This is a genomic window from Paramicrobacterium humi, from assembly GCF_900105715.1.
Lineage (GTDB): Bacteria > Actinomycetota > Actinomycetes > Actinomycetales > Microbacteriaceae > Paramicrobacterium > Paramicrobacterium humi.
Window position 1 is genome coordinate 278,551 of sequence record NZ_FNRY01000001.1, and the last position, 26,010, is coordinate 304,560.

The window sequence follows — 26,010 nt, forward strand, 5'->3', positions numbered from 1 at the left end:
AATTCTCAGTTTCGCGCGAGCCGATGTCGCTGTGGTGCGCGGAACCGCCCGAATCCGCGGCGTTCCGTCGCGGCATCCGGTCGCCGATCGACTCGCGGATACGCTGATCGTGTGGTCGCCGCATCTGAACAGTCGCCGCCGGAGCACGCGGGCGACGACGGTCGTGCGGTGGGCCGGACGGGAAGCCCGTGGCTGCGGCGGCCGGCCGGAGCCGTTACGCGGCTCAGTCACCGCGTCACCCGCAATCGGATCTACAGGGTCGTGCAGCACTACCTCTGGGAAGACGGCAACCTCATGGCCGCGGGCATGAGCTTCTACGCCGTCTTCGCCGTCTTCGCCGGCGTGTTCGTGGGCTTCTCCGTCGCAGGCGTGTGGCTCTCGAGCAGCCCTGCTCTCTCGGACGCGCTCATCACGATCATCAACACGAGCGTCCCCGGTCTCATCGGCACACAGGGGCTCATCGATCCGAAGGACTTGTTCAACACCTCGAACTACGGCTGGTGGGGCGCCATCGCGCTCCTCGGACTGTCGTGGACCGCGATCGGCTGGATGTACTACACGCGGCAGGCGGTGCGGGCGATCTTCCAGGTCCCGCGCGACGACCGAAGCTTCATCACGAAGAAGCTGTGGGACCTGGCGCTGGCCGCCGGCATCGGCGTGCTGCTGCTCGTCTCGGCGGCGCTGTCGATCGTCGGCACCCAGTTTCTCGAATGGCTGCTCGGCCTGTTCGGCTTCGGCCCTGGCTCGATGCTCGGCCGCGCCAGCGGCGGCGCGATCGCCGTGATCAGCTCCGTCTTCATCAACGCCGTGACCCTGACCGTGATGTTCCGGATCCTGTCACGGCTGAGGATCCCGTGGCGGGACCTGCTCGGCGGCGTGCTCGGCGGAAGCGTCGTTCTCGCGGGCCTCTCGGTCGCGAGCGGCGCGGTTCTCGACGGCGCGAGCCGCAACCCGCTGCTCGCCGGATTCACGCTGTTCGTCGGACTTCTGCTGTGGTTCAACCTCGTGAGCCGAGTGATTCTCATCTCAGCATCGTGGATCTCGGTGCGCCTCGCCGACAGCGACGTCTCGCTGCACGAGCCGAGCGCGGCGGAGCGCAGCGCCGAACTCGCCCGCGCCCGCCGCCTCGTCGCGGTCGCGGACGTGCGGGCCGCTCGCTCGGAGCTCCGCGAGGCCAGCGGCTTCTTCGAGCGTCGGCGCGCCCGCAAGCGCCTCAAGGGAGCCCTCGCCGTGGCCCGCAGCGTCGGCTGAGACCGAGCGCGTCGGCCGCTCAACCTAGAATGGATGCCATGGCGAACTCGGCACCCCTGCGCATTGCATCCGTCAACGTCAACGGCGTTCGCGCCGCGTTCCGCAAGGGGATGGGTGAGTGGCTCGACGGTCGTGACGTCGACATCCTCGCCCTGCAGGAAGTGCGTGCCTCCACCGACGACCTGCAGAACCTGCTCGGCGACGACTGGGACATTCTGCACGACGCGGCAACGGCGAAGGGCCGCGCAGGCGTCGCCATCGCCAGCCGGTCGAAGGCGTCGATTCACCGCGTCGAGCTCGGTCCCGACGAGTTCGACAGCGCCGGCCGGTGGCTTGAGGCCGATTACGAGGTCGGCGACCGCGTCGTCACCGTCGTGTCGTGCTACGTGCACTCGGGGGTCGTCGACACGCCCAAGCAGGTCGAGAAGTACCAGTTCCTCGACGCGATGACCGAGCGGCTTCCCGAACTGCAGAAGCACAGCGAGCTCGCCGTCGTCGTCGGCGACCTCAACGTCGGCCACCGGGAACTCGACATCAAGAACTGGAAGGGCAACCGCAAGAAGGCCGGCTTCCTCCCCGAGGAGCGGGCGTACTTCGATCGCTTCTTCGGTCCCGCGGGCGAGAGCGTCACGGGAGCCGACGGCAGCACGGGCACCGGGCTGGGCTGGGTCGACGTCGGACGCCGATTCCACGGCGAGATCGAGGGCCCCTACACGTGGTGGTCGCAGCGCGGCAAGGCGTTCGACACCGACACGGGCTGGCGCATCGACTATCACGTCGCCACTCCCGCGCTCGCGGAGACGGTGAACGACTACGCGATCGACCGGGCGGACTCGTGGGACACGCGATGGTCCGACCACGCCCCGGTGGTCGTCGACTACCGCATCTGAGCAGCGCCGCGCGCGGCGGCATCCATTCTTCTTCCTCCAGATTTCAGGACACTCTCATGACAAAACCCCGTCTCTATTCGGGCATGCAGCCCTCCGCCGACTCCTTGCACGCCGGGAACTACATCGGCGCCCTCGTGCAGTGGAAGCAGATGCAGGAGGACTACGACGCGTTCTTCTCCGTCGTCGACCTGCATGCGATCACGGTGCCGCAGGATCCGGCGGAGCTGCGCGAGAAGACGCGCCGCACCGCTGCGCAGTACATCGCCGCCGGCATCGAGCCGTCACGCTCGACGCTCTACGTGCAGTCGCACGTGCCGGCGCACGCTCAGCTGGCGTGGGTGCTCAACACGATCACCGGGTTCGGCGAGGCGAGCCGGATGACGCAGTTCAAGGACAAGTCGTCGCGGTACGGCGCTGACGCCACGAACGTGGGGCTGTTCGCCTACCCCGTGCTCATGGCGGCGGACATCCTGCTGTACCAGACAGAGGTCGTGCCGGTCGGTGACGACCAGCGCCAGCACGTCGAGCTCACGCGCGATCTCGCCGAGCGCTTCAACTCGCGCTTCGGCGACACGTTCACGATTCCGAAGGCGCAGATCCCGGCCGATTCGGCGCGCATCTACGATCTGCAGACGCCGGAGTCCAAGATGTCGAAGTCGGCGGAGTCGCCCGCGGGCATCCTGTGGCTTCTCGACGAGCCGAAGGTGACGCAGAAGAAGATCATGCGCGCCGTCACCGACAACGAGGGCGTCGTCGCCTACGACCGCGAGAACAAGCCCGGCGTCTCGAACCTCATGTCGATGTACTCGGCGCTCACGGGCGCGAGCCACGAGGCGATAGCCGACGAGTTCGCGGGCCGCGGCTACGGCGACTTCAAGAAGGCCGTCGCCGAGGTGGTCGTGGCCGAGTTCGAGCCCGTGCGCTCGCGCGCCCTCGAGCTTCTCCACGATCCGGCGGAGCTCGACCGGCTGCTCGCCGTGAACGCGGCGCGCGCGAACGAGGTCGCGGAGGCCACGCTCGCTGCGGTGTACGAGCGGGTCGGCTTTCTCGCCAGGGCGTGAGCATGATCAGGCTCGCACTGTTCGATCTCGACGACACGCTGCTCGATCATCGAGGCGCCGTCATTCGCGGCATCCACGCGCACGTCGGCGCGCTCGGCGCGCCCTACGGTGTGGGCGAGGTCGATGTCGCCGCGCTGTGGCATGAGCTCGAGGACGCGCACTACCACCGCTACCTCTCGGGAGAGCTGAGCTTTGCCGAGCAGCGCCGCACGCGGGCGCTCGAGTTCGCGGCCGCGCACGGCATCGTGCTCGATCCCGACGCGGCCGACGCCTGGTACGACGACTACTTCCAGCATTACCGCGACTCGTGGGAGCTGTTCGACGACGCTCTCGCGTGCCTCGATGCCGTCGAGCAGGCGGGAGCGCGCATCGGCGTCATCACCAACGGCGAGGCCGGCTACCAGCAGGTCAAGCTCGCCCAGACGGGGCTCGAGCACCGCTTCGCCCACGTCATCGCCTCGGGCACTGTCGGCGTGGCGAAGCCCGATCCGCGCATCTTCCAGGTGGCGTGCGAGGCGTACGGCGTCAGCCCGGCGGAGGCGTTGTATGTCGGCGACCGGCTCATCACGGATGCCGCGGGCGCGGCATCCGCCGGTCTCACCGGCGTGTGGCTCAACCGCTTCGGCGAGGAGCTGCCCGAGGGAGCGATCGGCCACGGTCACGATTCCGACGCGGACGCCGCGGCGATCGCCCGCGAGCACGGGGTCACGACGATCACGTCCCTCGCGGAGCTGCCCGCCTTGATCGGGCGCTGACACGGCGAAGGCCGGGGCGCGTGCGCACCCCGGCCTCCTCGCGTGTCGCGAGTCGCGTTACTGCACGTCCTCGTCAACCCAGTCGAAGGTCTTCGTGACGGCCTTCTTCCAGAGCCGCAGCTGACGCTGGGCCTCGGTGTCGTCCATCTGCGGCTCCCAGCGCTTGTCCTCGGCCCAGTTGGCAGAGAGCTCGTCGAGGTCCGACCAGAAGCCGACGGCGAGACCTGCCGCGTAGGCGGCGCCGAGCGCCGTGGTCTCGGTCACCTTCGGGCGGATGACCGGGACGCCGAGAACATCGGCCTGGAACTGCATGAGCGCGTCATTCGCGACCATGCCGCCGTCGACCTTCAGCTCCTCGAGGTTGACGCCGGAGTCCGCGTTGACGGCATCCAGCACCTCCCGCGTCTGGAAGGCGGTCGCCTCGAGCGCCGCTCGTGCGATGTGCCCCTTGTTGGCATACCGGGTGAGGCCGACGATCGCACCGCGGGCGTCGGGACGCCAGTAGGGCGCGAACAGCCCCGAGAACGCGGGGACGATGTACACGCCACCGTTGTCCTCGACCGTCTCCGCGAGCTTCTCGACCTCCGGAGCGGAGTTGATCAGGTTGAGGTTGTCACGCAGCCACTGGATGAGCGATCCGGTGACGGCGATCGATCCCTCGAGCGCGTAGTGCGGCTTGGCGTCACCGAGCTTGTAGCCGAGCGTCGTGAGCAGCCCGTTCTTCGAGCGAACGATCTCCTCGCCCGTGTTGAAGATGAGGAAGTTGCCGGTGCCGTAGGTGTTCTTCGACTCGCCCTTCTGGAAGGCGGCCTGACCGAACGTCGCGGCCTGCTGGTCGCCGAGGATGCCGGCGATCGGAGTCTCGCGCAGCAGGCTCGAGCTGTGCGCGTGGCCGTAGACCTCGCTCGACGACTTGATCTCGGGGAGCATCGACTTCGGCACGCCGAACACCTCGAGGATGTCGTCGCGCCACTCTAGCGTCTCGAGGTCCATGAACATCGTGCGGCTCGCGTTCGTCACGTCGGTGACGTGCACGCCTCCGTCGGTGCCGCCGGTGAGGTTCCAGAGCACCCACGTGTCGGTCGTGCCGAAGAGGAGGTCACCGGCCTCGGCCTTCTCGCGTGCGCCGTCGACGTTGTCGAGGATCCACTTGATCTTCGTGCCCGAGAAGTACGTCGCGAGCGGAAGCCCGACGATGTCCTTGAAGCGCTCGACGCCGCCGTCCTTCGCGAGCTCGTCGACGATCGACTGCGTGCGGGTGTCCTGCCAGACGATGGCGTTGTAGACCGGCTCGCCCGTGGTCTTGTCCCATACGACGGCCGTCTCGCGCTGGTTGGTGATGCCCACGGCGGCGACGTCGTGGCGTGTGACGTTGGCCTTCGACAGGGCCTGGCCGATCACCTCGCGCGTGTTGTTCCAGATCTCCTTCGGGTCGTGCTCTACCCAGCCGGCCTTCGGGAAGATCTGCTCGTGCTCGAGCTGCCCGGTCGAGACGATGGTCCCGGCCTTGTCGAAGAGAATCGCTCGCGAACTGGTCGTGCCCTGATCGATAGCGATTACGTAGTCAGCCATGGCGGTAACTCCTTTGTTGTGTTGACTTCTGTATGTGAAACGACTGGCTTCTCATTGAGCCCGCCGTTGCTTAGACGAGTCCCGGTAGCAGGCCTGCCGTTCCGGCCCAGCCGCCGATCGCACCGCCGATGAGCGGGCCGACCACGGGCACCCACGAGTAGCCCCAGTCGCTCGGTCCCTTGCCCTTGATCGGCAGGATCGCGTGCGCGATGCGCGGCGCCAGGTCACGGGCGGGGTTGATCGCGTACCCGGTCGGTCCACCGAGCGAGATGCCGATGACGAGAACGAGAAGCGCGACGGGAAGCGCGCCGAGGGCGGCGAGACCCTTCGCGTCGCCGTGCTGGCCGAAGGCGATGACGACGAAGACGAGAACGAACGTGCCGACGATCTCGGTGAGGAGGTTCCAGCCGTAGCTGCGGATCTCCGGCCCGGTCGAGAACACGGCGAGCTTCGCCGATGGGTCATCTGACTCGTCGAAGTGCTTCTTGTACGTCAGGTAGACGAGGATGGCGCCGATGAATGCGCCGAGCAGCTCCGACCCGAAGTAGAGGAACGTCGTGCCGACGGTGACGGGTACACCGTCGACGAAGTTCTCGGCGCCGCTCGTGACGATGCCGAGCGTGACCGCGGGGTTGAGGTGGGCGCCTGAGACGGCTGCGGCGACGACGCCGACGTACACCGCGAGGCCCCAGCCGAAGTTGATCAGCAGCCAGCCGCCGTTGAAGCCCTTCGTCTTGGCGAGCACGACGTTGGCGACGACGCCGCCACCGAGCAGGATCAGCAGGGCCGTTCCCACGACTTCGGAGATGAATATAGAACCAAGTGCCATGTGTCTTCTTTGACCTTCCAGATGAGTGGAATGTCGGCAGGCTGCTGCGCCTGCCGCACGTGTTGCGGATGAATTTTTGTTCCTTAGATTCGAACCTAACCGTGAGCAAGGCTCGGAACAAGAGGGCCGGGTGAGCCCGGCATTATGCGTGCGTCTGGCTCTCCTCTCGAATCGTCACGGCGACGCCGTGCGTGTCGCGCAGCGTGCGAGCGGCGGAGTTGCGCTCGGCGGCCATCGCGCTCTCGTCCCAGCCGAACTCGCCGGCGAGGATGCGTGCCGTCTCGTCGAGGACGGCGTCGGTGACGCTGCCTGTGAAGGAGAGGCTCGTTCGACGCTTCAGAACGTCGATGAGGTGCACGGCCTGCTCGGTGCGCGCGAGGTAGCGAAGCTCCTGCGCCGAGTAGTCGGGCGCCGTCTGCAGGGCGTCATCGCCTGCCGCCTCGAGCTCGTCGATGACGGATGCCGCTCGCGTGCCGTAGCGCTCGAGCAGCGTGTCGACGCGTTCACGTGAGAGGGCGTCGCTGTGCGCCGCGAGCCACGCCGTGCGGGCGGCGGGCGTCGCCGGGTAGTCGCGTCCGCCGCCGATGGGCATGCCGAGCGTCGAGACGCTGCGGCTGCGGCCGAGAACGGCGAGCACTTCGTCGCCCAGCTGCTCCCCGAGCGCCCGGAAGGTCGTGAGCTTGCCGCCCACGAGGCTCAGCAGCGGGGTGCCGTCGAGCTCGCCCGTGACGATGCGGTAGTCGCGCGACACGAACCCGGGCTGCGTGTCGCCGTGTCCCGGCAGGGGGCGGATGCCGGAGAAGCGGTAGACGATCTGCGAGCGGTCGACAGCGACATCGGGGAAGACGTGCCCCACGAGGTCGAAGAAGTAGTCGACCTCCTCTTCCGTGCAGACGGCGGGCTCTGCGGGGTCGGCGTCGATGTCGGTCGTGCCGACCATGACGCGGCCCTTGAGCGGGTAGATGAGCACGATCCGGCCGTCTTCGTGCTCGAAGAAGATCTCGTTGCCGCCGGTCGCCTGGAGCAGCTCCGGGTTGTCGAGCACGATGTGGGAGCCCTTTGTGCCGCCCATGAATGTCGTGTCCTGTCCCAGTGCCCGGTTGGTGAGGTCGGTCCACGGCCCGCTCGCGTTGACGACGAGATCGGCGGTCATCGTGAAGCGCTCGCCCGTGACCGTGTCAGCGAGGGTCACTCCCCCGCCGTCGAAGCCAACGGCCTCGACGTAGTTGGCCGCGCGAGCGTGGGGTCCGGCAGCCAGGCCATCGTGCAGCACGTCGAGGGCGAGTCGCTCGGGGTCGTGCACGGACGCGTCGTAGTACGTCGCCGTGTACTTCAGGTCGGGGTTCAGCTGCGGGTGCGCCTTCAGCGACTTCGCCCGCCCGCGGAAGGTGTGCCGCGGAACGGAGCCGCCGTCGCGCGAGAACGAGTCGTACAGGCACAGGCCGACCTTGATGAGCAGCGCGCCGCGCTCCTGCGGCTTGCCCTGCTTGTGAGTAAGGAAGCGCAGCGGCGCCGAGAGGATTCCCGAGAACGTCGAGAAGATCGGCACTGTCGTCTCGAGCGGCTTCACGTAGTGCGGAGCGATCTTCACGAGACCGTTGCGCTCCTGCACCGACTCGCGCACGAGCCGGAACTCGCCGTTCTCGAGGTAGCGGATGCCGCCGTGGATCATGTGCGACGAGGCCGACGATGCTCCCGAGGCCCAGTCGCCGCGTTCGACGACGGTCACGTCGACGCCCTGCAGGGCGAGATCGCGGAATGTCGAGAGCCCGTTGATGCCGCCGCCGATGATGAGAACCTGCGCGTGCGGCCGCTCTCGCAGCGTTCGTACCGTGTCGCGTGCCGTCGTGGGGCCAGACTTGTCACTCACCATGGGAACCACTCCTCGTTGCATTCGGACAGGCGAGCCTGCGGCGCTCGCTGCCATCACCCTCATCTTGGCCATCGCTACACTGGCGTTCAAACGCAGTGCACAAACGTGCAAGGAGGACGCCATGGCCCGAACCCCCTCGAATCCGCTCACGGGGAAGACGCGCGACGCACTCACGGCCGCCCAGCTGTACTACCTCCAGGACCTCACGATGGATGCCATCGCGGCGGAGCTGCACACCTCGAGATCCTCGGTTTCTCGCCTCTTGAGCCATGCCCGCGACACCGGACTGGTGAGCATCCGGGTGTCCTCCCCGCTCGACGCGCCGCACCAGATTGAGACCGACATCAACCGCCGGTTCGGTGTCGTCGCCCACGTGGTTCCCGTGCCCGATCAGTCGAGCGACGTCGATCGCCTCGAGCGCGTCGCGCTCACTGCTGCACGAATTCTCGGCACCTTCGTCGACTCCAACATGTCGATCGGCGTCGCGTGGGGCGCGACCATGACGGCGGTTTCACGCCATCTCGTGACCAAGCACACGCACAATTCGCGCATCGTGCAGCTGAATGGCGCGGCGAACCCGCGCACGACGGGCCTCGTGTACGCGAGCGAGCTGCTGCAGCGCTTCGGCACCGCATACGGCGCTGCCGTTCAGCAGTTCGCGGTGCCCGCGCTGTTCGACTCGGCCGAGACGAAGCGGGCGATGTGGCGCGAACGCAGCGTCAAACGGGTTCTCGACATGCAGCGCGAGATGGACATGACCGTGTTCGGCCTCGGCTCCCCGTTTGCCGTCGTGCCGAGCCACGTGTACGTGGGCGGATACCTCGACGAGGACGATCTGCAGGCGATGCAGGCGGCCGGGGTCGTCGGAGACGTAGCGACGGTGTTCTACCGAGAGGACGGCTCCGACGACGGCATCGAGATCAACACGCGCTCCTCCGGCCCGGACCTCGAGGTGCAGCGCCGCGTCGCGCGGCGCGTCTGCATCGTCGCGGGCGAGAGCAAGCTGCAGAGTCTGCGTGGGGCGCTCGCGGCCGGACTCGTCACCGACCTGATCGTCGACGCGACGACGGCTCGGATGCTGCTCGACGCGAGCTCCTGACTGCGCGCGACCGTCACTCGCCGTCACACAGCCGCCGCCGAGCGCGCGTGGACTAGCATGGGTGACAGCAACGTGCTCCGGGGTCGGTGAGAGTCCGAACCGGCGGTGACAGTCCGCGAACCTCCTCACGGAGGCTGATCCGGTGAAATTCCGGAACCGACGGTTATGGGTCGTCTACGACGGCTCGAGTCCGGAAGGGAGGAAGCACGAGGCGTCGCCCGTCCGCGGTGACGCCGTCGCCGTGCGACCACACCCGGAGCCCTGAATGAGGGAGAGCCGGTGGCAACGGAACGCGAGCAGCAGCTCATGCGTCGCGCCCTCGAGCTCGCGGCGAACGGCCCGACGCGCGGCGTCAACCCGCAGGTCGGCTGCGTCATCGTCTCGCCCGACGGCACCGTGCTCGGCGAGGGCTGGCATCGCGGCGCCGGATCCGCGCACGCTGAGGTCGACGCGCTCTCGCATGTCGGGTCGGATGCCGCTTGCGGCGCGACCGCGATCGTCACTCTCGAGCCGTGCAATCACACCGGGCGAACGGGACCGTGCGTCGACGCCCTCCTCGACGCGGGCATCGCGCGCGTCGTCTACGCCGTTGACGACCCCGGCACGGTGTCGAGCGGGGGCGGAGCACGCCTCGCCGCAAACGGTGTGTCGGTGGAGAGCGGCGTGCTGCGCGAGCAGGCCGAGGCGTTCCTCGGCGACTGGCTCACCACGGCCCGCTCGGGCCGGCCCCTCGTGATGCTCAAGTGGGCGTCCTCGCTTGACGGGCGAACGGCGGCCGCCGACGGCTCGAGCAAGTGGATCACGGGCGACCAGGCCCGCGCGGACGTGCACCGGCTCCGCACGCGCAGCGACGCGATCGCCGTGGGAACCGGAACGGTGCTCGCCGACAATCCCTCACTCACCGCTCGCACGGCCACCGGCGAACTCTACGAGGACCAGCCCGTTCCCGTCGTCTTCGGCATCCGCGACCTGCCCGTCGACGCGCTGCTGCGGCAGCATCCGCACCCGCACGTGCGGCTCGACGGCCGCGACCTCGAATCCGACCTGCGGACGCTGCGCGAGCGCGGCATCCGCTCGCTCTTCGTCGAAGGCGGGCCCACACTCGCCTCGGCGTTCGTGCGCGCGGGGCTCGTCGACGAGTTCGTCGTGTACCTCGCTCCCGCCGTGCTCGGCGGGGACCACCTCGCGCTCACCGATCTGGGGGTCGGGAATATCGCCGAGGCCCACCGCCTTTCGCTCATCGACGTCGCACGCGTGGGCGACGACGTCCGACTCACCCTGCGCCCGAAGGGAAGGAACTGAATGTTCACGGGAATCATCGAAGAGATCGGCACCGTCGCGTCCATCGAACGCCGCGGCAGCTCGCTGAGGCTCACCGTGCGCGGGCCGCTCGCGGTGTCCGACGCGGGACACGGCGACTCGATCGCCGTGTCGGGAGTGTGCCTCACCGTCGTCGAGCACGACGCCGAGAGCTTCACCGCCGACGTCATGGGCCAGACCCTCGCCGTCTCGACGTTCGAGCACATCGACGTGGGCGACGCCGTCAACCTCGAGCGCGCCGCCTCGGTCGGCGAGCGGCTCGGCGGACACATCGTGCAGGGCCACGTCGACGGCACGGCGCGCGTGGCGAGCGTGCGCGACGAGGAGAACTGGCGCGTGCTGCGCTTCCACGTTCCCGCTGAGCACGCACGGCTCATCGTGGACAAGGGCTCCGTCGCCGTCGACGGCACCTCGCTCACCGTGAGCGCCGTCGCCCCCGCCGAGCTCAGCGAGCAGTGGTTCGAGGTCTCCCTCATCCCCGAGACGCTCACGGCGACGACGCTCGGAGCCCTCACCGTCGGTGACACCGTCAACGTCGAGACCGACATCATCGCCCGCCACGTCGAGCGGATGCTCGCGCGCGATGCGGCCGACTGGGCGGAAGCCGGGAGGAGCGACTCATGAGCCTTGCCACGATCCCAGAGGCGCTCGAGGCGCTGCGCGCCGGCAAGCCCGTTCTCGTGGCCGACGACGAATCGCGCGAGAACGAGGGCGACGTCATCCTCGCGGCCGAGCTTGCGACGCAGGAGTGGCTCGCGTGGACGATCCGGCACACGAGCGGCTACATCTGCGCACCCATGACGAACGAGATCGCCGACCGCCTGCAGCTGCCGCTCATGGTGACCGAGAGCGAGGACCCGCGGGGCACCGCCTACACGATCTCCGTCGACGCGTCCGACCGCGTGTCCACGGGAATCAGTGCCGCCGACCGCGCCCACACGCTGCGCACGCTCGGCGACCCCGCGTCGACGCCCGCGAGCATCATCCGCCCCGGCCATGTGCTTCCGCTTCGCGCCGTCGACGGCGGCGTGCGTGAGCGCAACGGGCACACCGAGGCCGCCGTCGACCTCATGAAGCTCGCGGGGCTCAGCCCCGTCGGCGCGATCTGCGAGGTCACGCGCGACGACGGCGAGATGATGCGCCTGCCCGAGCTGATCGAGCTCGGAGCGGCATCCGATGTTCCCGTCATCACGATCGCGGAGCTCATCCGCTACATCGAGGCGAACCCGGACGCCTCCTCGGTGTGCGAGGCCTCCGGCGGAGCGAGCGTGCCCGAGTCGCGAGAGGTGATCTTCGAGGTCGAGACGACGGTGCCGACGACGCACGGCACGTTCCGCATCCGCGCATACCGCGACCGCGCGACGGGCGCCGACCACGTCGCCGTCATCGCCGGGGAGCCTCACGCGGGTGCGCTCGTGCGCGTGCACTCGGAGTGCCTGACCGGCGAGGCGTTCGGCTCGCTCAAGTGCGAGTGCGGGCCCCAGCTCGACGCGGCGCTCGACACGATCCAGCGGCACGGCGGCGTCGTGATCTACCTGCGCGGCCACGAGGGGCGCGGCATCGGCCTCATCAACAAACTGCGCGCCTACAAGCTGCAGGAGGAGGGCCTCGACACGCTCGACGCGAACCTCGCCCTCGGGCTGCCCGCCGACGCACGCGACTACACGGCTGCCTCGGCGATCCTCGCCGACCTCGGACTGAGCGAGGTGCGGCTGCTCACGAACAACCCCGAGAAGGTGCACCAGCTCGAGGCGCACGGCATCACGGTGACCGAACGCGTGCCCCTCGTCGTGGGCATCGGGCCGTTCAACGCCGAGTACCTCGCGACGAAGCGCGACCGCATGGGCCACCAGCTCGAGCAGCCCATCACCCCGGGCGCGACCCCGAACTGACAACCGAGAAAGCCGAGAAAGAGGAACACATGAGCGCAGAAGGCTCCCCCACACTCGACGTCGACGGCACGGGCCTCACGATCGCCGTGATCGGCGCGAGCTGGCACGACGTCATCATGAACGGACTCATCGACGGCGCCGTGCGCACGCTCGAAGCGTCCGGCGCGACGTTCACGGTGCATCGGGTGCCGGGGAGCTTCGAGCTTCCCGTCGCCTCCCGTGCCGCGCTTGAGGGCGGAGCGGATGCCGTCGTGGCGCTCGGCGTCATCATCCGTGGCGGAACGCCGCATTTCGAGTACGTGTCGGATGCCGCGACGAGCGGCCTCACGCAGGTCTCCGTGCAGACGGGCAAGCCCATCGGCTTCGGCGTGCTCACTCTCGACGACGAGCAGCAGGGCCTCGACCGGGCGGGGCTCCCCGGCTCGAAGGAGGACAAGGGCCGCGAGGCCGCGGAGGCTGCGATCGCGACCGCCCACGTGCTCGCGACCCTGCGGGGCTGACGTCTCCCCCGCTCCGGGCGCGGAGCCAGAAACGCTTTGGGGCTATCGAATATCGCGCGACATTCGATAGCCCCAAATCTTTTCTGCGGCCGCGCGGCTACGGCTTCCAGACCATGAGCACGACGACGGCGATGAGCAGGATCGTGGTGAGTCCGCTGCCCGCGGCGATCGCGGGGTAGCCCGATCCCGACCCCTCTGCCGCGCCGTCGGCGAGCGCGCGCGCAGCCTTGTTCATCGTCGGCACGACGAGAACGAGGTTGAGGATGATCGCGACGAGCCACAGAATGATCGACCACAGGATCCACGGCGTCGAGATCGAGATGTCGTATTCCGACATGCCCATGATGCCGAAGCCGAAGACCACGACGAGAACCGACAGCCAGCTGAAGATCATCGTGGACTTTGCGAGCACGGCGACCTGCGCACCGTTTCCGGCGCGCACGGCCCGCATCGCCGTCATCGGGAGGATCGCCATGGGGCCGACGATGAACACGGCCGCCACGACGTGCAGCACATTGAACAGAGTTTCCATGTTCCTCAGCCTAGCCAGCGCCTCGTGCGGCGGCATCCAACCTTCGATGGGTTCCATGATTCCGGCAGAGGGAAGCTCTTGCTCCTGATTGCGGCGGATTTTGTCTCGAAAATGGGCGAGGCGTAGTGTTGCTAGGTCCCGCCACAAGCGGACGATCCGTTCTTGTCGCTCCCGTCGAGCCGCTCACCCTGCGCTCCGGCTGCCGACCGCAGCTCAACATCGCAATCGAAGGCTCATGTCCCAGTCTCAGACACCTCTTGCAACACCCGAGGTTCCCGTTCCGGCGAACCCGCGCTCGCGCGTCATCCTCGCGAGCATGGTCGGCACCACGATCGAGTTCTACGACTTCTACGTCTACGCGACCGCCGCCGTCCTCGTTTTTCCGCACCTCTTCTTCCCGACCGGCGACCCGACGGTCGCGCTGCTCGCATCATTCGCGGTGTTCGGCGCCGCTATGGTCGCTCGCCCGCTCGGCGCGATCTTCTACGGCCACCTCGGCGACCGCCGCGGCCGCAAGGTCACGCTCGTCGCCTCACTGCTCACGATGGGAATCGCGACGTTCCTCATCGGCTTCCTGCCCACGTACCACCAGGTCGGCTGGTTCGCGCCGCTGCTTCTCGTGATCCTGCGTCTCGCGCAGGGCTTCGCGCTCGGCGGCGAATGGTCGGGCGCCGCGCTCGTCGCCACCGAGAACGCGCCGAAGGGAAAGCGTGCCTGGTACGGCACGTTCCCGCAGCTCGGCGCGCCGATCGGCTACATCATCGCCAACGGCCTGTTCCTCATCATCGCGGGCCTGCAGCCTGGGCAGGACGGCGGCCCGTCCGAGGCGTTCCTCAGCTGGGGCTGGCGCATCCCGTTCCTCTTCTCGGTCGTCATGGTCATCGTCGGCCTGTGGGTGCGGCTCAAGCTCGTCGAGTCGTCGGCGTTCTCGAAGACCGTCAAGCAGGGCGCCGTGCGCAAGATCCCGCTTGGCACGGTTCTGCGCAACAACTGGCGTCAGCTCATCCTCGGCACGTTCTTCATGCTCGCCACGTACGTGCTGTTCTACCTCATGACGACGTTCACGCTGAGCTACGGAACGACGGCGAAGGATGCCGCCGTCGCGGGCCTCGGCTACTCGTACATCGACTTCGTGCTCATGTCGATCATCGGCGTCGTGTTCTTCGGCATCTTCACCCTGCTGTCGGGCCCCTGGGCCGACCGCTGGGGTCGCCGCCGCACGCTCATCTGGGTGACCCTCGCGATCGTCGTGTTCGGCCTGCTGTTCGTTCCGCTGCTGAACGGCGGACACGTGGCAGTGATGGCGTTCCTCATCATCGGCTTCCTCCTCATGGGATCCACGTTCGGCCCCATGGGCGCTCTGCTGCCCGAGCTGTTCCCGACGAACGTGCGCTACACCGGTTCCGGCGTGAGCTACAACGTCTCGTCGATCCTCGGCGCCGCGGTGGCGCCGTTCATCGCCGTCGCCCTGTGGAGCGCCGGCGGGGGAAGCCCGTTCTGGGTCGGCATCTACCTCTCGGCGATGGCGCTCATCACCCTCGTCGCGCTGCTGGTCAGCAAAGAGACGAAGGACGTCGACATGGAGGCGTAGCCTTCACTGCACATTCGGCTTCGCGCCGTCGGACGCTGTCCGGCGGCGCGAGCGCCGTTAACGGCGCGCCGCCCGCGTTGACGGCGCTCTCGTAGACTGCGACCATGCGTCACAATCCCGTCTACGAGCTCACCGACCCTGAGGTCATCGCGCGCGTCATCCGCGAGAACCCGTGGGCGACGATCGTGTCGAACGCGAGCACGGGCCTCGTCGCCTCGCACTACCCCGTGCTGCTCGAGGGCGAAGGCGATGCGCTCAGCGTCGTCTCCCACATGGGACGTCCCGATGAGGAACTGCACGAGCTCGGCGCGCACGAGATGCTCGTTATCGTGCAGGGGCCGCACGGCTACGTCTCGCCAGCCTGGTACGAACCGGGGCCGGCCGTGCCGACGTGGAACTTCGTCACCGTGCACCTGAGCGGCGTGCCCGAAATCCTGAGCGATGACGAGAACATGGCGGTCCTCGAGCGCCTCGTCGAACGATCCGAGAACCGGATGTCGCATCCGCGGCTGCTGCACGACTCCCCCGCGCAGTCGGAGTATTCGCGGCGCCTCATGCGCGGCACGGTCGGATTCCGCTTGCGCGCCGAGAAGCTCGTGGCGAAGGTCAAGATGAGCCAGTCCCGCCCCGCGGACACCGTTCGCCGCATCACCGAGGAGCTCGCGGGCGACGGCCCCTACGCGAGCGAAGCGCTTGCGCGCGAGATGCGGGACGCGAACCCTGGCGTGTGACCCCGTTCACCGCCAGGGCGCATAGCGACGTCCCGCGAACGTGGGAGCGCGCGTGCCGAACGACACGATGGCCCCATCCCGCGAACGGCCGATGATCTCGTCGGAGCCGAGCGCGACCGCCTCGCCGCGCGCCGCTTCGCGAATCTCGTCGGGCATCTGCCCGTGATGCTCCTCGTAGTAACGCGGCAGCCCGCCCGGCGGAGTCTCGGCGGGGCGGCGTTGAGGGTCCAGCTGATCTCCTCACCAACCGCGAACGGCTCGCCACAGCACGACTGTTCCCACCCGGAGACTTCCACGTCGATATGCACGAGGAAACGGTCATGGATGCCGGAGCTGAACGAAACCTCCTGCGGGATGAACGACTCAGTGTCGACCTCAAGCCGCCACACGTGGCATCCTGATGCCATGGCGCGAACCTGGCTCTCCGTTTCTGTCGAGTTGATCGGTGGTCGGGGGACGTATCCGTGGCCGTGGCCCGGGCGTTACTTCGCGGTCGGCCCCTCGCACACTTTCGCGCAGCTCGCGGATGCCATCAACGATGCGTTCGCGCGGTGGGACAAATCGCACCTGTCGATGTTCACGCTCGCTGATGGACGCGACATCATGGACGTGGAAACGGGAATCGAGTTCGCGTCCGACCCGTTCGGTCCTCTTGAGGTTTCGCTCGACATCGATACGACCACCGTTGCTCGTACCGTGAAACCGGGGGACGAATTCCGCTTCGTCTTCGACTTGGGCGACGACTGGAAGCACCTGTGTCGGGTCCATGAGCAGAAGATCGACCCGATGGAAGAGTTGGGAATCCGCCCCAAGGCGCCGCTTCCCTACTGGGGATGGGGAGAGATCCCAGATCAGTACGGGCGACGCTGGGCCGATGACGAGGGCGACGGCCCGGTTCCACGCCGACCGAAGACTCTGCATCCGATCGCGACGCATGAGTGGCCGACCCGGCAACGGCGATCCTAGCTCGGCCGATGCGTCGACGTCTCGGATCACAGGTCGCCCCGCAGATCCTCGAGCAGCGCCTTCAGTCGAGGAACAGGGCGCGCAGGCGCCGGGTCGTGAACACGAGGCCGACGACGATCATGACGGCGAAGTAGAGCACGTGCCACAGCATCCCGACGCTGACGACGCCCGTCGTGAGCCCGCGCACGAGCTCGACGCCGTGCCAGAGCGGCAGCGCCTGGATGACGTACTGCACGGATTCCGGGTAGACGCTCAGCGGGTAGAACGTGGCAGAGAACAGGAACATGGGCATGAGGAAGAAGTTGATCCAGTCCATGTGCTGGAACGTCTTCATGTAACTCGTCACGGCCATGCCGAAGCTCGCGAACGCGAACGCGATGAGCAGCACGGACGGGAACGCGAGCAGCGCCCACCACGACAGGTTGAGGCCGAGCAGCTGCATCACGACCATGAAGCCGAAGGCGTACAGCGCGCCGCGGATGAGGGCGAGCGAGATCTCGCCGAGAGCGATGTCGAACGGACCGAGTGAGGTCGACAGCATCCCCTCGTAGATCTTCGAGAACTTCATCTTGAAGAACACGTTCCACGTGGAGTCGTAGACGGCGCCGTTCATCGCCGCGACGGCGAGAAGCGCGGGAGCGATGAAAGCCGCATACGGGATCTCGTGCCCGCCCGGGCCTTCCACGTTGCCGACGAGCGCGCCAAGACCGATGCCCATCGACAGCAGGTAGAAGATGGGCTCGAAGAAGCCGGAGAGCATGACGAGCCAGTTCGTGCTCGCGGTGGCGCGCCAGCCGCGCAGCATGACGGAGCGGGCGTTGCCCGCGTAGATCGCGGAGGCGCCGCGCCGGCGCGCGGCGACAGTCGGCGCGGTCATCGGTTGAGCCTTCGTGCGGCGACGCGCCGTGCCAGCATCCACCCGATCGCGGCCAGCAGCACGAGGTACGCGACGTGGACGACGCTCAGCCACACCGGTTCGACGTGGCCGTACGCGAACACGCGCGCGAGTTCTGTGCCGTGCCAGAGCGGCGAGACCCAGCCGATCCACTGCAGGAACCACGGCAGCTGCGTGAGCGGGAACACCGTGCCCGAGAACAGGGTGAGCGGAAGCACGAGGAAGCGCATGACCATGGCGAGCTGCCCGCTGTCTCGCTCGAGGGTCGCGGTGTAGGCCATGAGCGGGGCGCCGAAGGCGAGGCCTGTCAACACGGCCGGGACGAGCGCGAGCCAGCCGTACGGTCCGGGGACAGCGCCGAACAGCAGCATGAACACGAAGTACAGCACCGAGGTCACGATCAGGCGGGCGGTCGTCGCGATGGCCTGCCCGTCGATGATCTGGCCCGGTGTCAGCGGGCTCGCGCCCATGCCCGTGAAGATCGGGTTCCACTTGAAGCCGAGCATGATCGGATAGCTGAATTCCTCGGATGCCGCCTGGAACGACGCCATGACCAGGAGGGCGGGAGCGACGAAGACGAGGTAGCTCACGCTCAGCCCGTTGCCCTCGACGTTCGCGTCGACGAGACTCGCGAGTCCGACGCCCATGGCGAAAAGGTACATGAGCGGCGATCCGATGCCCGTGGCGATCACGGTCTGGGTGTAGGCGAGCATGCTGCGGAAACGGTGCTCGGCAACGTACCAGGCTCCCCATCGGCGCGTCGCCCGGGAGGCGGACCGCGCGCGAGCGGCATCCGTCGTCGTCATGGTCGGGGTGGTCATTCGATCAGGCTCCGGCCGGTGAGGCGGAGGAACACGTCCTCGAGGCTCGAGCGGCGCACGAGGCTCGTGATCGGGTTGTGGCCGCGGGAGGTGAGGGCGCTGAGGGCTTCCTCGCCGTTTGCCGAGTAGATGAGGATGCGGTCGGGAAGCACCTCGAGGCGGTCGCCGACGTTCTCGAGGTCGCGTGCGACCACGTGGTTGTTCTGCGAGCCGAAGCGCACCTCGAGCACCTCGCGGGACGAGTACTGTCGGATGAGCGCCGATGGGGAGCCCTCGGCCATGATGCGGCCCTTGTCGACGACGACGAGGCGGTCGCACAGCTGCTCGGCCTCGTCCATGTAGTGGGTCGTGAGCACGAGCGTCGTGCCCTGCTCCTTGAGGCGGAACAGGCGGTCCCACAGGATGTGGCGGGCCTGAGGGTCGAGACCTGTCGTGGGCTCGTCGAGCAGGAGGATGCGCGGGTCGTTGATGAGGGCTCGGGCGATCGTGAGGCGCCGCTTCATGCCACCGGAGAGGTCGTCGACCTTCGCCTTCGCCTTGTCCTCGAGCTGCGCGAACGCCAACAGCTCGTCGGCGCGACCGGCCACGAGCCGGCGCGGCAGACCGAAGTAGCGACCGTAGACGAGGAGGTTCTCGCGAGCGCGCAGCTCCTCGTCGAGGTTGTCGGCCTGCGGGACGACGCCGAGCTGCGACCGAATCTCCGGGCCGGCGTCGTTCGGGTCGAGTCCGAGAACGCTGAGAGTGCCCGAGGTGCGTGTGGAGACGGCGCCGATCATGCGCATGGTCGTCGACTTGCCCGCGCCATTGGGGCCGAGCAGCCCGAACGATTCGCCGGGCGACACCGCGAAGGAGATGTCGTCGACGGCGGCGAAGTCCTTGTACTTCTTGACGAGGTTCGTGGCTTCGATGACAGGTGCTGGCACGAATCACACTCTATGGCGGCCGGCCGACACGGGGAAGACGCGCAATTCACGATCCGCTCGTGCGCTGGATCGAGATCTCCTGCGTCGCGAGTTCCTCCTGCGCCTGCTCGACGTCGCCGAACTGCAGCCGGAGCCGGCGGTTGGCGAAGCGCACGCGCATGTTGTGGAACTTGACGAGGTAGAGCACTCCGACGATGGCCGCCGCGAAGCCGGAACCGGCACCGACCGCGAGGCCCCAGCGGGCGCCGAAGGTGTCGGCGACCCAGCCGACGATGGGCGCACCGATGGGGGTGCCGCCCATGAAGATCGCCATGTAGATGGCCATCACCCGCCCTCGGACCGTCGGGTCGGTTGAGAGCTGCACGACACTGTTCGCGCTCGTCGTGAGTGTCTGCGCGGAGATTCCGATGATGGTGAGGGATGCCGCGAACAGCCAGTAGCCGGGAGCGACCGCGGCGAAGGTGCAGCCGACCCCGAAGACGGCGCCGCCCGCGAACAGCAGACTGATGCGCGGTCGTTCGCGTCGGGCGGCGAGCAGGGCGCCCGCGACGGAGCCGATCGCCATGATCGAGGAGAGGACGCCGAACTCCCCGGCGCCCTTGTGGAACACCGTCGTCGCCATCGTCGAGGTGAAGATCGGGAAGTTGAGGCCGAACGTTCCGATGATGAAGATGATGACGAGGATCACCATGATGTCGGGACGGTGCCGGATGTAGCGGAATCCCTCGATCAATCCTGCTTTGCCGCCGCTCGCGCGCTCGGTCGAGTACAGCTCGTGCTTGCGCAGCAGCGCGAGCGAGGCGAGCACCGCGGCGAAGGAGGCCGCGTTGATCAGGAACACCCAGCCCGTGCCGATGACCGCGATGAGCAGCCCGGCGACAGCGGGCCCGATCATGCGCGCGATGTTGAACGACGCCGAGTTCAGGCCGACCGCGTTCGAGAGGTTATGGCGTTCGACGAGCGACGATACGAAGACCTGACGGGCAGGAGCGTCGAATGCGGCGGTGCAGCCGAGCAGGAACGCGAACACGTAGACGTGCCAGAGCTGCACGACGCCCGTGACCGTGAGCAGACCGAGAAGCAGGCCGAGCACGCCCATCGCCGACTGAGTGGCCATGAGCACGTGGCGCCGGTCGAAGCGGTCAGCGACCCAGCCGGTGACCGGGAGCAGCAGCACGGGAGGGCCGAACTGCAGTGCCATCACGATGCCGACCGCTACCGCGTTGTTGTCGGTGAGCTCGGTGAGCACGAGCCAGTCCTGGGCGGTGCGCTGCATCCACGTCCCGACGTTCGAAACGAGGGCGCCCGCCGCCCACAGCCGATAGTTGTAGCCGGCAAGAGACCGGAAGGTCGCGCTGGTCACGAATCGGCACGCTCTCGAGTTGTAGCAGATGCTGCGTGCATAGATTGTTAGCCTATCAAATTAGCAATGCTAACAAGTTACGCTCGCGGACTGCTGCTTCGCAAGGACTTGCGCGCCGCCCGGAAAGCACCCTCTCCGCGGCACACAGCTGCAGCGCCTCAGTGTGGCGAGAACTCCCCCGCAGGCGAGAGCGCGTACTCGGATCCCGACGGCGTTCGCGACAGCACGCCGTAGTCGACAAGGTGCCGCCGAAGCCTCGCGGTGTCCTCGTCGAACCTCAGGAGCCGCTCGTTCAGCTCGGGCTCGGCGAGGCGCTCGTCGGGAGCGATGACGTGGGCGGCGATGAATCCCAGGAGCTCGACGCGATCGTCAGGCTTCGAGGGGTATCGGTCGACGCGGCCGTCCCGGCGCAGGTAGCGCTCGGGCCCTGCCTGCGGCGATTCCTCAGCGGTCTCACGCAGAAGCGTTCGCAACGCAGAGCCGTCGGCGATGAAGCGATCGCCGTCCGCGACGATCAGACCGGCACGTTCGAGCTGACGCACGCTCTTCGGCGGCGCGTCGGCCACGTCGTGCCCGAGCACGACGTGCGCGTACGCGCGGCGCGCCTCGGCATTGGCGAGCGCTGCGACGACGGCGCGCCAGGAGATCGATGATTCCTCGGTCATGTCGCAACACTAACCGCAGGCGCGAGCGATCAGGCGGTCACGAGTCGCTCGACGAAGAGCGCGATACCCACGAGGATCATCGCGGCGCCCGAACAGCGCGTGACGATGCGGGCAACGCTCGGGCGAGCGCGAAGCACAACGCGAGCTCCGGCGCCGACTCCCGTGTAGACGAGGGCGCTGCTCGCGATGTGCACGAGGCCGAGCACGAGAATCTGGACGCCGATGGGCCAGTTCGTGTGCGCGTCGGCGAATTGCGGTACGAGGGCGACGAAGAGGATGAACACCTTCGGGTTCAGTCCGCTCACGCCGAAGCCCGTGAGCACCTGGCGCCACGGGGACTCGGCCTCCCCGACGGCTTCGCCGGCGTACGGCGCCGCCGGCCGCCGGAGCAGTCCGATGCCGAGCCAGACGAGGTAGGCGCAGCCGGCGATCGTGAGCACCGTGAGCAGAACCGGGGCTCCGGCCACGAGCGCGCCGACGCCCGCGGCGACGACGAGGGCGGCGAGCAAGTGTCCGCTCAGCATGCCGCCGACAGCCGGAAGCACCGTGCGATTGCGCAGCCCGGCCGAGATCGCGTATGCCCAGTCCGCGCCCGGGGTGATCACGAACATGAATGACACCGCCCAGAACGCGACGACGGTTCCGATGGCCACGTCTGCTCCCTTCCGCACGCACCGTGCGCCGCGACAGAAGAAGACTATGAGCATTGTGCCGAAAAGTGCTTCCGTTGTTTCGACACTCTGCGGACTACTGAGCAAGAATGTGATGCATGGACGCCGTGGATCGAAAGATACTTGCCGAGCTGCAGAACGATGGCCGGCTCTCACTCACCGAGCTCGCGGAGCGGGTGAAGCTGAGCCTCTCACCCTGCCACCGGCGGCTGCGCGCCCTCGAGCAGTCGGGAGCGATAACCGGCTACAAGGCGCAGCTCGACGCGGCGACCCTCGGCCTCGGGTTCGAGACGCTCGTCTTCGTGTCGATGCGCGATGCATCACGCGACACGCTCATCGCGTTCGAGCGCGAGATCGGCGAGATCCCGCACATTCTGCAGGCGCAACGGCTCTTCGGCGATCCGGACTATCTGTTGCGCGTCATCGCACGCGACCTGCGGGCGTTCCAGACGTTCTACGACGAGGTGCTCTCCGGACTCCCGGGGGTTCAGCGCCTCACGTCGACGCTCGTGATGAAGACCGTCGTCGAGGACCGGGCCCTCCCCCTCTGATCGCCGCTACGCGAGAAGCACGGCGGCTCCAGCACGGCGCAGCTCCTCGATCGCGGCGGTTTCCGCGGCGGCATCCGTCACGATCGTGTCGACGTCCGCGAGGTCGGCGACGTGGCCGACGGTCACGCGGCCCAGTTTGGACGCGTCGGCAGTGATGACCACTCGGTCGGATGCCGCGATCATGGCGCGCTTGATCTCCGCCTCCGGCAGGTTCACGTTCGTGACTCCTGCAGTTGCGTCGACGCCATTGCAGCCGAGCACGGCGAGGTCGGCATGCACGCTGCCGATGATCTGCTGCGCCATCGGGTTGACGAGGGAGTGCTGAAGCGGGCGGAGCGCGCCGCCCGTGACGATGACGCTGAGCCGCGGCACCGCCGCTTCGAGGGCGAGCGCCGTGGACAGCCCGTTCGTGATCACGACGACATCGCGGAGGTCTGCGCGTTCGACGAGGGCCCGAGCGACGGCGAGCGCCGTCGAGCCGACGTCGAGGAAGACGCTCTGCCCGGAGTCGATCATCGCGGCGACGCGGCGGCCGATGGCGCGCTTGGACTCGGCCTCCGATCGCTCCGACTCCTCGACGGGCGACTCGGGAACAGCGCCGGCCGACACCGCTCCGCCGTGCACGCGCCTCACGCTGCCCGACTCGACGAGAGCGTCGAGGTCGCCGCGCGCCGTGACACCCGACACCGCGAAGTCGCGCGCGATATCGGCGACGCGGATGTAGCCGCGCTGCTCGAGCCGCTCGCGGATGCGAACGCGGCGAAGCTCGGCAGGCAGGGTCTCGGCATCCGTCACTCGCACAGTTTCGCTTACTTTACTTTACTTTTCAATACGCAAGCGTTAGATTCGGTGCGCAGATCCACGACGGACGGAACGCATGACCTCCCCCTCTTCGACAGTTCTCAGCGGCGGCATCACGACGCAGTCGCACCGCCTCGCCGATGGCCGCGAGCTCATCTACTTCGACGATCCGGGCACGACGCTCCCCCGCGAGCGCGCGGCCGACGCCCGCGAACTCGACCCTCGACCGGCGACGGCGACGATGCGCCAGGACCCCCTCACGGGCGAGTGGATCTCGATCGCAGCCGCCCGGCAGAACCGCGCGTTCCTGCCGCCTGCCGAGCTCGATCCGCTCGCTCCGCAGTCGCCGACGAACCCGTCGGAAGTGCCGAGCGATTACGACGTCGCCGTGTTCGAGAACCGCTCGCCGTCGTTCGGCCCGCTCACCGTCGACGACCACGCCCCTTCCGGACTCGACGACCTCGCCGAGATCGGCCTCGAGCGAACGCGCACATCTGTGGGCCGCTGCGAGGTCGTGTGCTTCTCGCCGGCCCGCGAAGGCTCGTTCGGCTCACTCAGCCGCACGCGAGCCCGCACCGTCATCGAAGCGTGGGCCGAACGCACGCGAGCGCTGTCCGAGCTCCCCGGCGTGCAGCAGGTATTCCCGTTCGAGAACCGCGGGGTCGAGATCGGCGTCACGCTGCAGCATCCGCACGGCCAGATCTACTCCTACCCCTACGTGACTCCGCGCACCCAGCGACTGCTCGCCGCCATCGACTCCTATGGGCCGAGCCTCATGGGCGACATCCTCGCGCGTGAGCAGGCCGGCGATCGGATGCTGCTGCGCGGCGAGCACTGGAGCGCCTTCGTGCCGTTCGCGGCACGCTGGCCGGTCGAAGTGCACATGCTGCCGCACCGGCACGTCGCCGACTTCGCCGAGACCACGGCCGAGGAGCGCGATGAGCTCGCGGGGCTGTATCTCCGCCTGCTGCGCGGCGTCGACGCCCTCTACGACACACCGACGCCGTACATCGCGGCGTGGCATCAGGCGCCCGTGCACACGGGTCGCGACAGCGTGCGGCTCATGCTGCAGCTGACCTCGCCCCGTCGCGCCGCCGACAAGCTCAAGTACCTCGCCGGGTCCGAAGCGGCGATGGGCGCGTGGATCGGCGACATCCCGCCCGAGACCGCCGCCCAGAACCTTCGCGACGCGATTGCCCGCGCCGACCGCGCCCACCCCGTCGAGCCCCAGGAGTCCCGATGACACTCTCCCCGCAGACCGCCGCCGACGGCTTCACCTCGCGCTATGGTCGAACGCCCGACGGGCTCTGGCAGGGATCGGGCCGCGTCAACCTCATCGGCGAGCACACCGACTACAACGACGGGTTCGTGCTGCCCTTCGCCATCGATCGCTCGACGGTCGTCGCGGTCGGCGCGCGCGACGACCGCACCGTGCGCATTTCGAGCGACTTCGCGGATGCCGCAGAGACGGCCGCTCTCGACGACCTCGCCGCGGAGGCCCTCGCGCCCGGCACGCTGAGCGGCTGGTCGGCGTATCCGTTCGGCGTCATCTGGGCGCTCGGCCGGTTCGGCGCCGATCTGTCGGCCGTGTCGGGCGTGGACGCCCACGTCGCCTCCGACGTGCCAACGGGCGCCGGCCTCTCGTCGTCCGCCGCGCTCATGTGCGCCGTCGCGACGGCGCTGAACGACGAATGGCAGCTCGGCTTCGACGCGCCGACCCTCGCCCGCATCGGCCAGCTCGCCGAGAACAAGGCCGTCGGCGCCCCGACCGGGATCATGGACGAGAGCGCATCCCTCCTCGGCCGCCGCGACGCCGCCGTCTTCCTCGACTGCCGCTCGCTCGACTCCGAGATCATCGACCTGGGCTTCGAGCAGGCTGGCCTGCAGCTGCTCGTCATCAACACCCGCGTCGACCACGAGCACGCGACCGGCGGCTACGCCGAGCGGCGCGCATCGTGCGAGAAGGGCGCCCGAGAGCTGGGCGTCTCCTCGCTGCGCGACCTCGACGTCGGCGATCTCCCGCGGGCCGAGCGCGAGCTCGACGATGTGACCTTCCGCCGCGTCCGTCACATCCTCACCGAGAACGAGCGCGTCCTCGACACCGTGCGCACCCTGCGCACCGAGGGCCCGCGCGCGATCGGTTCCCTGCTCGACGCCTCGCACGTGTCGATGCGCGACGACTTCGAGATCTCCGTTCCCGAGCTTGATCTCGCTGTCGCGACGGCTCAGCGCAGCGGCGCGCTCGGCGCGCGCATGACCGGCGGAGGCTTCGGCGGCGCCGCGATAGCGCTCGTCGACGCCGCACGCATCGATGCGGTGTCGGATGCCGTCACGCGCGCCTTCGCCGACGCGGGCTTCCGGGAGCCCGAGCTGTTCACGGTGCGCGCCGCCGACGGCGCCGGTCGCGTGCGCTGAGCCCGAATATGACGCGGTCGATTACCGCGACAACGCAGTTCTC

General features: G+C 68.1%; 27 protein-coding genes, 1 pseudogene and 1 riboswitch. Of the genes and pseudogenes, 15 read left to right on the forward strand and 13 right to left on the reverse strand.

Annotated features, from left to right (window positions below):
- Nucleotides 1-111: 111 nt before the first annotated feature.
- From BLV49_RS01385 to BLV49_RS01400, 4 genes are read left to right on the forward strand one after another with little or no spacing between them, the layout of a single operon-like run.
- Nucleotides 112-1,251, forward strand: coding sequence for a YihY/virulence factor BrkB family protein (locus tag BLV49_RS01385; protein WP_091179088.1), 1,140 nt, complete (start codon nt 112-114; stop codon nt 1,249-1,251).
- A 29-nt stretch (nt 1,252-1,280) separates the two neighbouring features.
- Nucleotides 1,281-2,141, forward strand: coding sequence for an exodeoxyribonuclease III (locus BLV49_RS01390; RefSeq protein WP_434061446.1), 861 nt, complete (start codon nt 1,281-1,283; stop codon nt 2,139-2,141).
- 56 nt (nt 2,142-2,197) lie between these two features.
- On the forward strand, nt 2,198-3,202 hold the full coding sequence (trpS, locus tag BLV49_RS01395) for a tryptophan--tRNA ligase (RefSeq protein WP_091179092.1): 1,005 nt from the start codon (nt 2,198-2,200) through the stop codon (nt 3,200-3,202).
- Between the two features lie 2 nt (nt 3,203-3,204).
- Nucleotides 3,205-3,957 carry an HAD family hydrolase gene (locus BLV49_RS01400; RefSeq protein WP_245723496.1) on the forward strand — a complete coding sequence of 251 codons (753 nt, stop codon included), beginning with the start codon at nt 3,205-3,207 and terminating at the stop codon, nt 3,955-3,957.
- Between the two features lie 57 nt (nt 3,958-4,014).
- Here the strand turns inward: BLV49_RS01400 and glpK are convergent, their stop codons facing one another.
- The 3 genes from glpK to BLV49_RS01415 form a co-directional block, all read right to left on the reverse strand.
- Nucleotides 4,015-5,529, reverse strand: a complete 1,515-nt coding sequence (gene glpK, locus BLV49_RS01405) for a glycerol kinase GlpK (protein ID WP_091179097.1) — start codon at nt 5,527-5,529, stop codon at nt 4,015-4,017.
- A gap of 70 nt (nt 5,530-5,599) precedes the next feature.
- Nucleotides 5,600-6,358, reverse strand: coding sequence for an MIP/aquaporin family protein (locus BLV49_RS01410; protein WP_091179099.1), 759 nt, complete (start codon nt 6,356-6,358; stop codon nt 5,600-5,602).
- Between the two features lie 142 nt (nt 6,359-6,500).
- Nucleotides 6,501-8,231, reverse strand: coding sequence for a glycerol-3-phosphate dehydrogenase/oxidase (locus tag BLV49_RS01415; RefSeq protein WP_091179101.1), 1,731 nt, complete (start codon nt 8,229-8,231; stop codon nt 6,501-6,503).
- A gap of 121 nt (nt 8,232-8,352) precedes the next feature.
- Here BLV49_RS01415 and BLV49_RS01420 point away from each other — a divergent pair, with 121 nt between their 5' ends.
- The 5 genes from BLV49_RS01420 to ribH all read left to right on the forward strand — a co-directional run bounded on the left by BLV49_RS01420 (nt 8,353) and on the right by ribH (nt 13,042).
- Nucleotides 8,353-9,330 carry a sugar-binding transcriptional regulator gene (locus tag BLV49_RS01420; RefSeq protein WP_091179103.1) on the forward strand — a complete coding sequence of 326 codons (978 nt, stop codon included), beginning with the start codon at nt 8,353-8,355 and terminating at the stop codon, nt 9,328-9,330.
- A gap of 69 nt (nt 9,331-9,399) precedes the next feature.
- Nucleotides 9,400-9,541, forward strand: a riboswitch (FMN riboswitch).
- A gap of 68 nt (nt 9,542-9,609) precedes the next feature.
- Nucleotides 9,610-10,632 carry a bifunctional diaminohydroxyphosphoribosylaminopyrimidine deaminase/5-amino-6-(5-phosphoribosylamino)uracil reductase RibD gene (gene ribD / locus BLV49_RS01425; RefSeq protein WP_281245296.1) on the forward strand — a complete coding sequence of 341 codons (1,023 nt, stop codon included), beginning with the start codon at nt 9,610-9,612 and terminating at the stop codon, nt 10,630-10,632.
- Nucleotides 10,633-11,274: a riboflavin synthase gene (locus tag BLV49_RS01430; RefSeq protein WP_091179105.1), complete on the forward strand. Its 642-nt coding sequence runs from the start codon at nt 10,633-10,635 to the stop codon at nt 11,272-11,274. It begins immediately after the preceding gene.
- On the forward strand, nt 11,271-12,542 hold the full coding sequence (gene ribA / locus BLV49_RS01435; protein ID WP_091179107.1) for a GTP cyclohydrolase II: 1,272 nt from the start codon (nt 11,271-11,273) through the stop codon (nt 12,540-12,542). Before BLV49_RS01430 ends, ribA begins: the two co-directional genes overlap by 4 nt.
- A 29-nt stretch (nt 12,543-12,571) precedes the next feature.
- The gene (gene ribH, locus BLV49_RS01440; protein WP_091179109.1) at nt 12,572-13,042 is read left to right on the forward strand and encodes a 6,7-dimethyl-8-ribityllumazine synthase; all 471 of its coding nucleotides are present in this window, start codon (nt 12,572-12,574) and stop codon (nt 13,040-13,042) included.
- A 97-nt stretch (nt 13,043-13,139) separates the two neighbouring features.
- Here ribH and BLV49_RS01445 read toward each other — a convergent pair whose 3' ends face one another.
- Nucleotides 13,140-13,574: a DUF2269 family protein gene (locus BLV49_RS01445; RefSeq protein ID WP_091179111.1), complete on the reverse strand. Its 435-nt coding sequence runs from the start codon at nt 13,572-13,574 to the stop codon at nt 13,140-13,142.
- A gap of 235 nt (nt 13,575-13,809) precedes the next feature.
- Between BLV49_RS01445 and BLV49_RS01450 the strand changes: the two genes are divergently transcribed.
- Together BLV49_RS01450 and BLV49_RS01455 are read left to right on the forward strand one after the other, a co-directional pair.
- Nucleotides 13,810-15,165 carry an MFS transporter gene (locus BLV49_RS01450; protein ID WP_091179113.1) on the forward strand — a complete coding sequence of 452 codons (1,356 nt, stop codon included), beginning with the start codon at nt 13,810-13,812 and terminating at the stop codon, nt 15,163-15,165.
- A gap of 104 nt (nt 15,166-15,269) precedes the next feature.
- On the forward strand, nt 15,270-15,896 hold the full coding sequence (locus BLV49_RS01455; protein ID WP_091179115.1) for an FMN-binding negative transcriptional regulator: 627 nt from the start codon (nt 15,270-15,272) through the stop codon (nt 15,894-15,896).
- Between the two features lie 6 nt (nt 15,897-15,902).
- On the opposite strand, the gene BLV49_RS16790 is transcribed toward BLV49_RS01455, so the two are convergent.
- Both BLV49_RS16790 and BLV49_RS17390 read right to left on the reverse strand, forming a co-directional pair.
- Nucleotides 15,903-16,052: a hypothetical protein gene (locus BLV49_RS16790; RefSeq protein ID WP_176980685.1), complete on the reverse strand. Its 150-nt coding sequence runs from the start codon at nt 16,050-16,052 to the stop codon at nt 15,903-15,905.
- Between the two features lie 53 nt (nt 16,053-16,105).
- Nucleotides 16,106-16,303: pseudogene (locus tag BLV49_RS17390) on the reverse strand (DUF6578 domain-containing protein); the annotation flags it as partial.
- Here BLV49_RS17390 and BLV49_RS01460 point away from each other — a divergent pair.
- Nucleotides 16,221-16,862, forward strand: a complete 642-nt coding sequence (locus BLV49_RS01460; RefSeq protein WP_218132581.1) for a plasmid pRiA4b ORF-3 family protein — start codon at nt 16,221-16,223, stop codon at nt 16,860-16,862. The pseudogene BLV49_RS17390 and the gene BLV49_RS01460 sit on opposite strands and share 83 nt — an antisense overlap.
- 61 nt (nt 16,863-16,923) lie before the next feature.
- Here the strand turns inward: BLV49_RS01460 and BLV49_RS01465 are convergent, their stop codons facing one another.
- The 6 genes from BLV49_RS01465 to BLV49_RS01490 form a co-directional block, all read right to left on the reverse strand.
- Complete coding sequence (locus tag BLV49_RS01465; RefSeq protein ID WP_091179117.1) at nt 16,924-17,739, reverse strand: ABC transporter permease; 816 nt, start codon at nt 17,737-17,739, stop codon at nt 16,924-16,926.
- A complete protein-coding gene (locus BLV49_RS01470; protein ID WP_091179119.1) occupies nt 17,736-18,578 on the reverse strand; it encodes an ABC transporter permease in 843 nt (280 codons plus the stop codon). The genes BLV49_RS01465 and BLV49_RS01470 overlap by 4 nt, the downstream gene beginning before the upstream one ends.
- Complete coding sequence (locus tag BLV49_RS01475; protein WP_091179122.1) at nt 18,575-19,501, reverse strand: ABC transporter ATP-binding protein; 927 nt, start codon at nt 19,499-19,501, stop codon at nt 18,575-18,577. The genes BLV49_RS01470 and BLV49_RS01475 overlap by 4 nt, the downstream gene beginning before the upstream one ends.
- Nucleotides 19,502-19,547: 46 nt before the next feature.
- Nucleotides 19,548-20,864 (reverse strand): MFS transporter, encoded by a 1,317-nt coding sequence (locus BLV49_RS01480; protein WP_245723497.1) that lies wholly within the window; start codon nt 20,862-20,864, stop codon nt 19,548-19,550.
- Nucleotides 20,865-21,022: 158 nt separating this feature from the next.
- On the reverse strand, nt 21,023-21,529 hold the full coding sequence (locus BLV49_RS01485; RefSeq protein ID WP_091179124.1) for a DUF2087 domain-containing protein: 507 nt from the start codon (nt 21,527-21,529) through the stop codon (nt 21,023-21,025).
- 29 nt (nt 21,530-21,558) lie between these two features.
- A complete protein-coding gene (locus tag BLV49_RS01490; RefSeq protein WP_091179126.1) occupies nt 21,559-22,182 on the reverse strand; it encodes a LysE family translocator in 624 nt (207 codons plus the stop codon).
- Nucleotides 22,183-22,298: 116 nt separating this feature from the next.
- Between BLV49_RS01490 and BLV49_RS01495 the strand changes: the two genes are divergently transcribed.
- Nucleotides 22,299-22,751 (forward strand): Lrp/AsnC family transcriptional regulator, encoded by a 453-nt coding sequence (locus tag BLV49_RS01495; RefSeq protein ID WP_091179127.1) that lies wholly within the window; start codon nt 22,299-22,301, stop codon nt 22,749-22,751.
- A gap of 6 nt (nt 22,752-22,757) precedes the next feature.
- On the opposite strand, the gene BLV49_RS01500 is transcribed toward BLV49_RS01495, so the two are convergent.
- The gene (locus BLV49_RS01500; protein ID WP_091179129.1) at nt 22,758-23,546 is read right to left on the reverse strand and encodes a DeoR/GlpR family DNA-binding transcription regulator; all 789 of its coding nucleotides are present in this window, start codon (nt 23,544-23,546) and stop codon (nt 22,758-22,760) included.
- Between the two features lie 82 nt (nt 23,547-23,628).
- Between BLV49_RS01500 and galT the strand changes: the two genes are divergently transcribed.
- Nucleotides 23,629-24,795, forward strand: coding sequence for a galactose-1-phosphate uridylyltransferase (galT, locus tag BLV49_RS01505; protein ID WP_091179131.1), 1,167 nt, complete (start codon nt 23,629-23,631; stop codon nt 24,793-24,795).
- A complete protein-coding gene (gene galK / locus BLV49_RS01510) occupies nt 24,792-25,967 on the forward strand; it encodes a galactokinase (RefSeq protein ID WP_091179133.1) in 1,176 nt (391 codons plus the stop codon). Before galT ends, galK begins: the two co-directional genes overlap by 4 nt.
- Nucleotides 25,968-26,010 lie beyond the last annotated feature (43 nt).

Bases quoted from the DNA above. Each gene is read 5' to 3' on its own strand.
- BLV49_RS01460 (WP_218132581.1), top strand. From the start codon at position 16,221: ATGCCGGAGCTGAACGAAACCTCCTGCGGGATGAACGACTCAGTGTCG.
- BLV49_RS01400 (WP_245723496.1), top strand. From the start codon at position 3,205: ATGATCAGGCTCGCACTGTTCGATCTCGACGACACGCTGCTCGATCAT.
- BLV49_RS01390 (WP_434061446.1), top strand. From the start codon at position 1,281: ATGGATGCCATGGCGAACTCGGCACCCCTGCGCATTGCATCCGTCAAC.
- BLV49_RS01450 (WP_091179113.1), top strand. From the start codon at position 13,810: ATGTCCCAGTCTCAGACACCTCTTGCAACACCCGAGGTTCCCGTTCCG.
- BLV49_RS01410 (WP_091179099.1), bottom strand. From the start codon at position 6,358: ATGGCACTTGGTTCTATATTCATCTCCGAAGTCGTGGGAACGGCCCTG.
- galK (WP_091179133.1), top strand. From the start codon at position 24,792: ATGACACTCTCCCCGCAGACCGCCGCCGACGGCTTCACCTCGCGCTAT.
- BLV49_RS01455 (WP_091179115.1), top strand. From the start codon at position 15,270: ATGCGTCACAATCCCGTCTACGAGCTCACCGACCCTGAGGTCATCGCG.
- BLV49_RS01465 (WP_091179117.1), bottom strand. From the start codon at position 17,739: ATGACCGCGCCGACTGTCGCCGCGCGCCGGCGCGGCGCCTCCGCGATC.
- BLV49_RS01495 (WP_091179127.1), top strand. From the start codon at position 22,299: ATGGACGCCGTGGATCGAAAGATACTTGCCGAGCTGCAGAACGATGGC.
- BLV49_RS01430 (WP_091179105.1), top strand. From the start codon at position 10,633: ATGTTCACGGGAATCATCGAAGAGATCGGCACCGTCGCGTCCATCGAA.
- BLV49_RS01415 (WP_091179101.1), bottom strand. From the start codon at position 8,231: ATGGTGAGTGACAAGTCTGGCCCCACGACGGCACGCGACACGGTACGA.
- BLV49_RS16790 (WP_176980685.1), bottom strand. From the start codon at position 16,052: ATGCCCGACGAGATTCGCGAAGCGGCGCGCGGCGAGGCGGTCGCGCTC.
- galT (WP_091179131.1), top strand. From the start codon at position 23,629: ATGACCTCCCCCTCTTCGACAGTTCTCAGCGGCGGCATCACGACGCAG.
- BLV49_RS01420 (WP_091179103.1), top strand. From the start codon at position 8,353: ATGGCCCGAACCCCCTCGAATCCGCTCACGGGGAAGACGCGCGACGCA.
- BLV49_RS01470 (WP_091179119.1), bottom strand. From the start codon at position 18,578: ATGACCACCCCGACCATGACGACGACGGATGCCGCTCGCGCGCGGTCC.
- BLV49_RS01485 (WP_091179124.1), bottom strand. From the start codon at position 21,529: ATGACCGAGGAATCATCGATCTCCTGGCGCGCCGTCGTCGCAGCGCTC.
- glpK (WP_091179097.1), bottom strand. From the start codon at position 5,529: ATGGCTGACTACGTAATCGCTATCGATCAGGGCACGACCAGTTCGCGA.
- BLV49_RS01445 (WP_091179111.1), bottom strand. From the start codon at position 13,574: ATGGAAACTCTGTTCAATGTGCTGCACGTCGTGGCGGCCGTGTTCATC.
- ribA (WP_091179107.1), top strand. From the start codon at position 11,271: ATGAGCCTTGCCACGATCCCAGAGGCGCTCGAGGCGCTGCGCGCCGGC.
- trpS (WP_091179092.1), top strand. From the start codon at position 2,198: ATGACAAAACCCCGTCTCTATTCGGGCATGCAGCCCTCCGCCGACTCC.
- ribH (WP_091179109.1), top strand. From the start codon at position 12,572: ATGAGCGCAGAAGGCTCCCCCACACTCGACGTCGACGGCACGGGCCTC.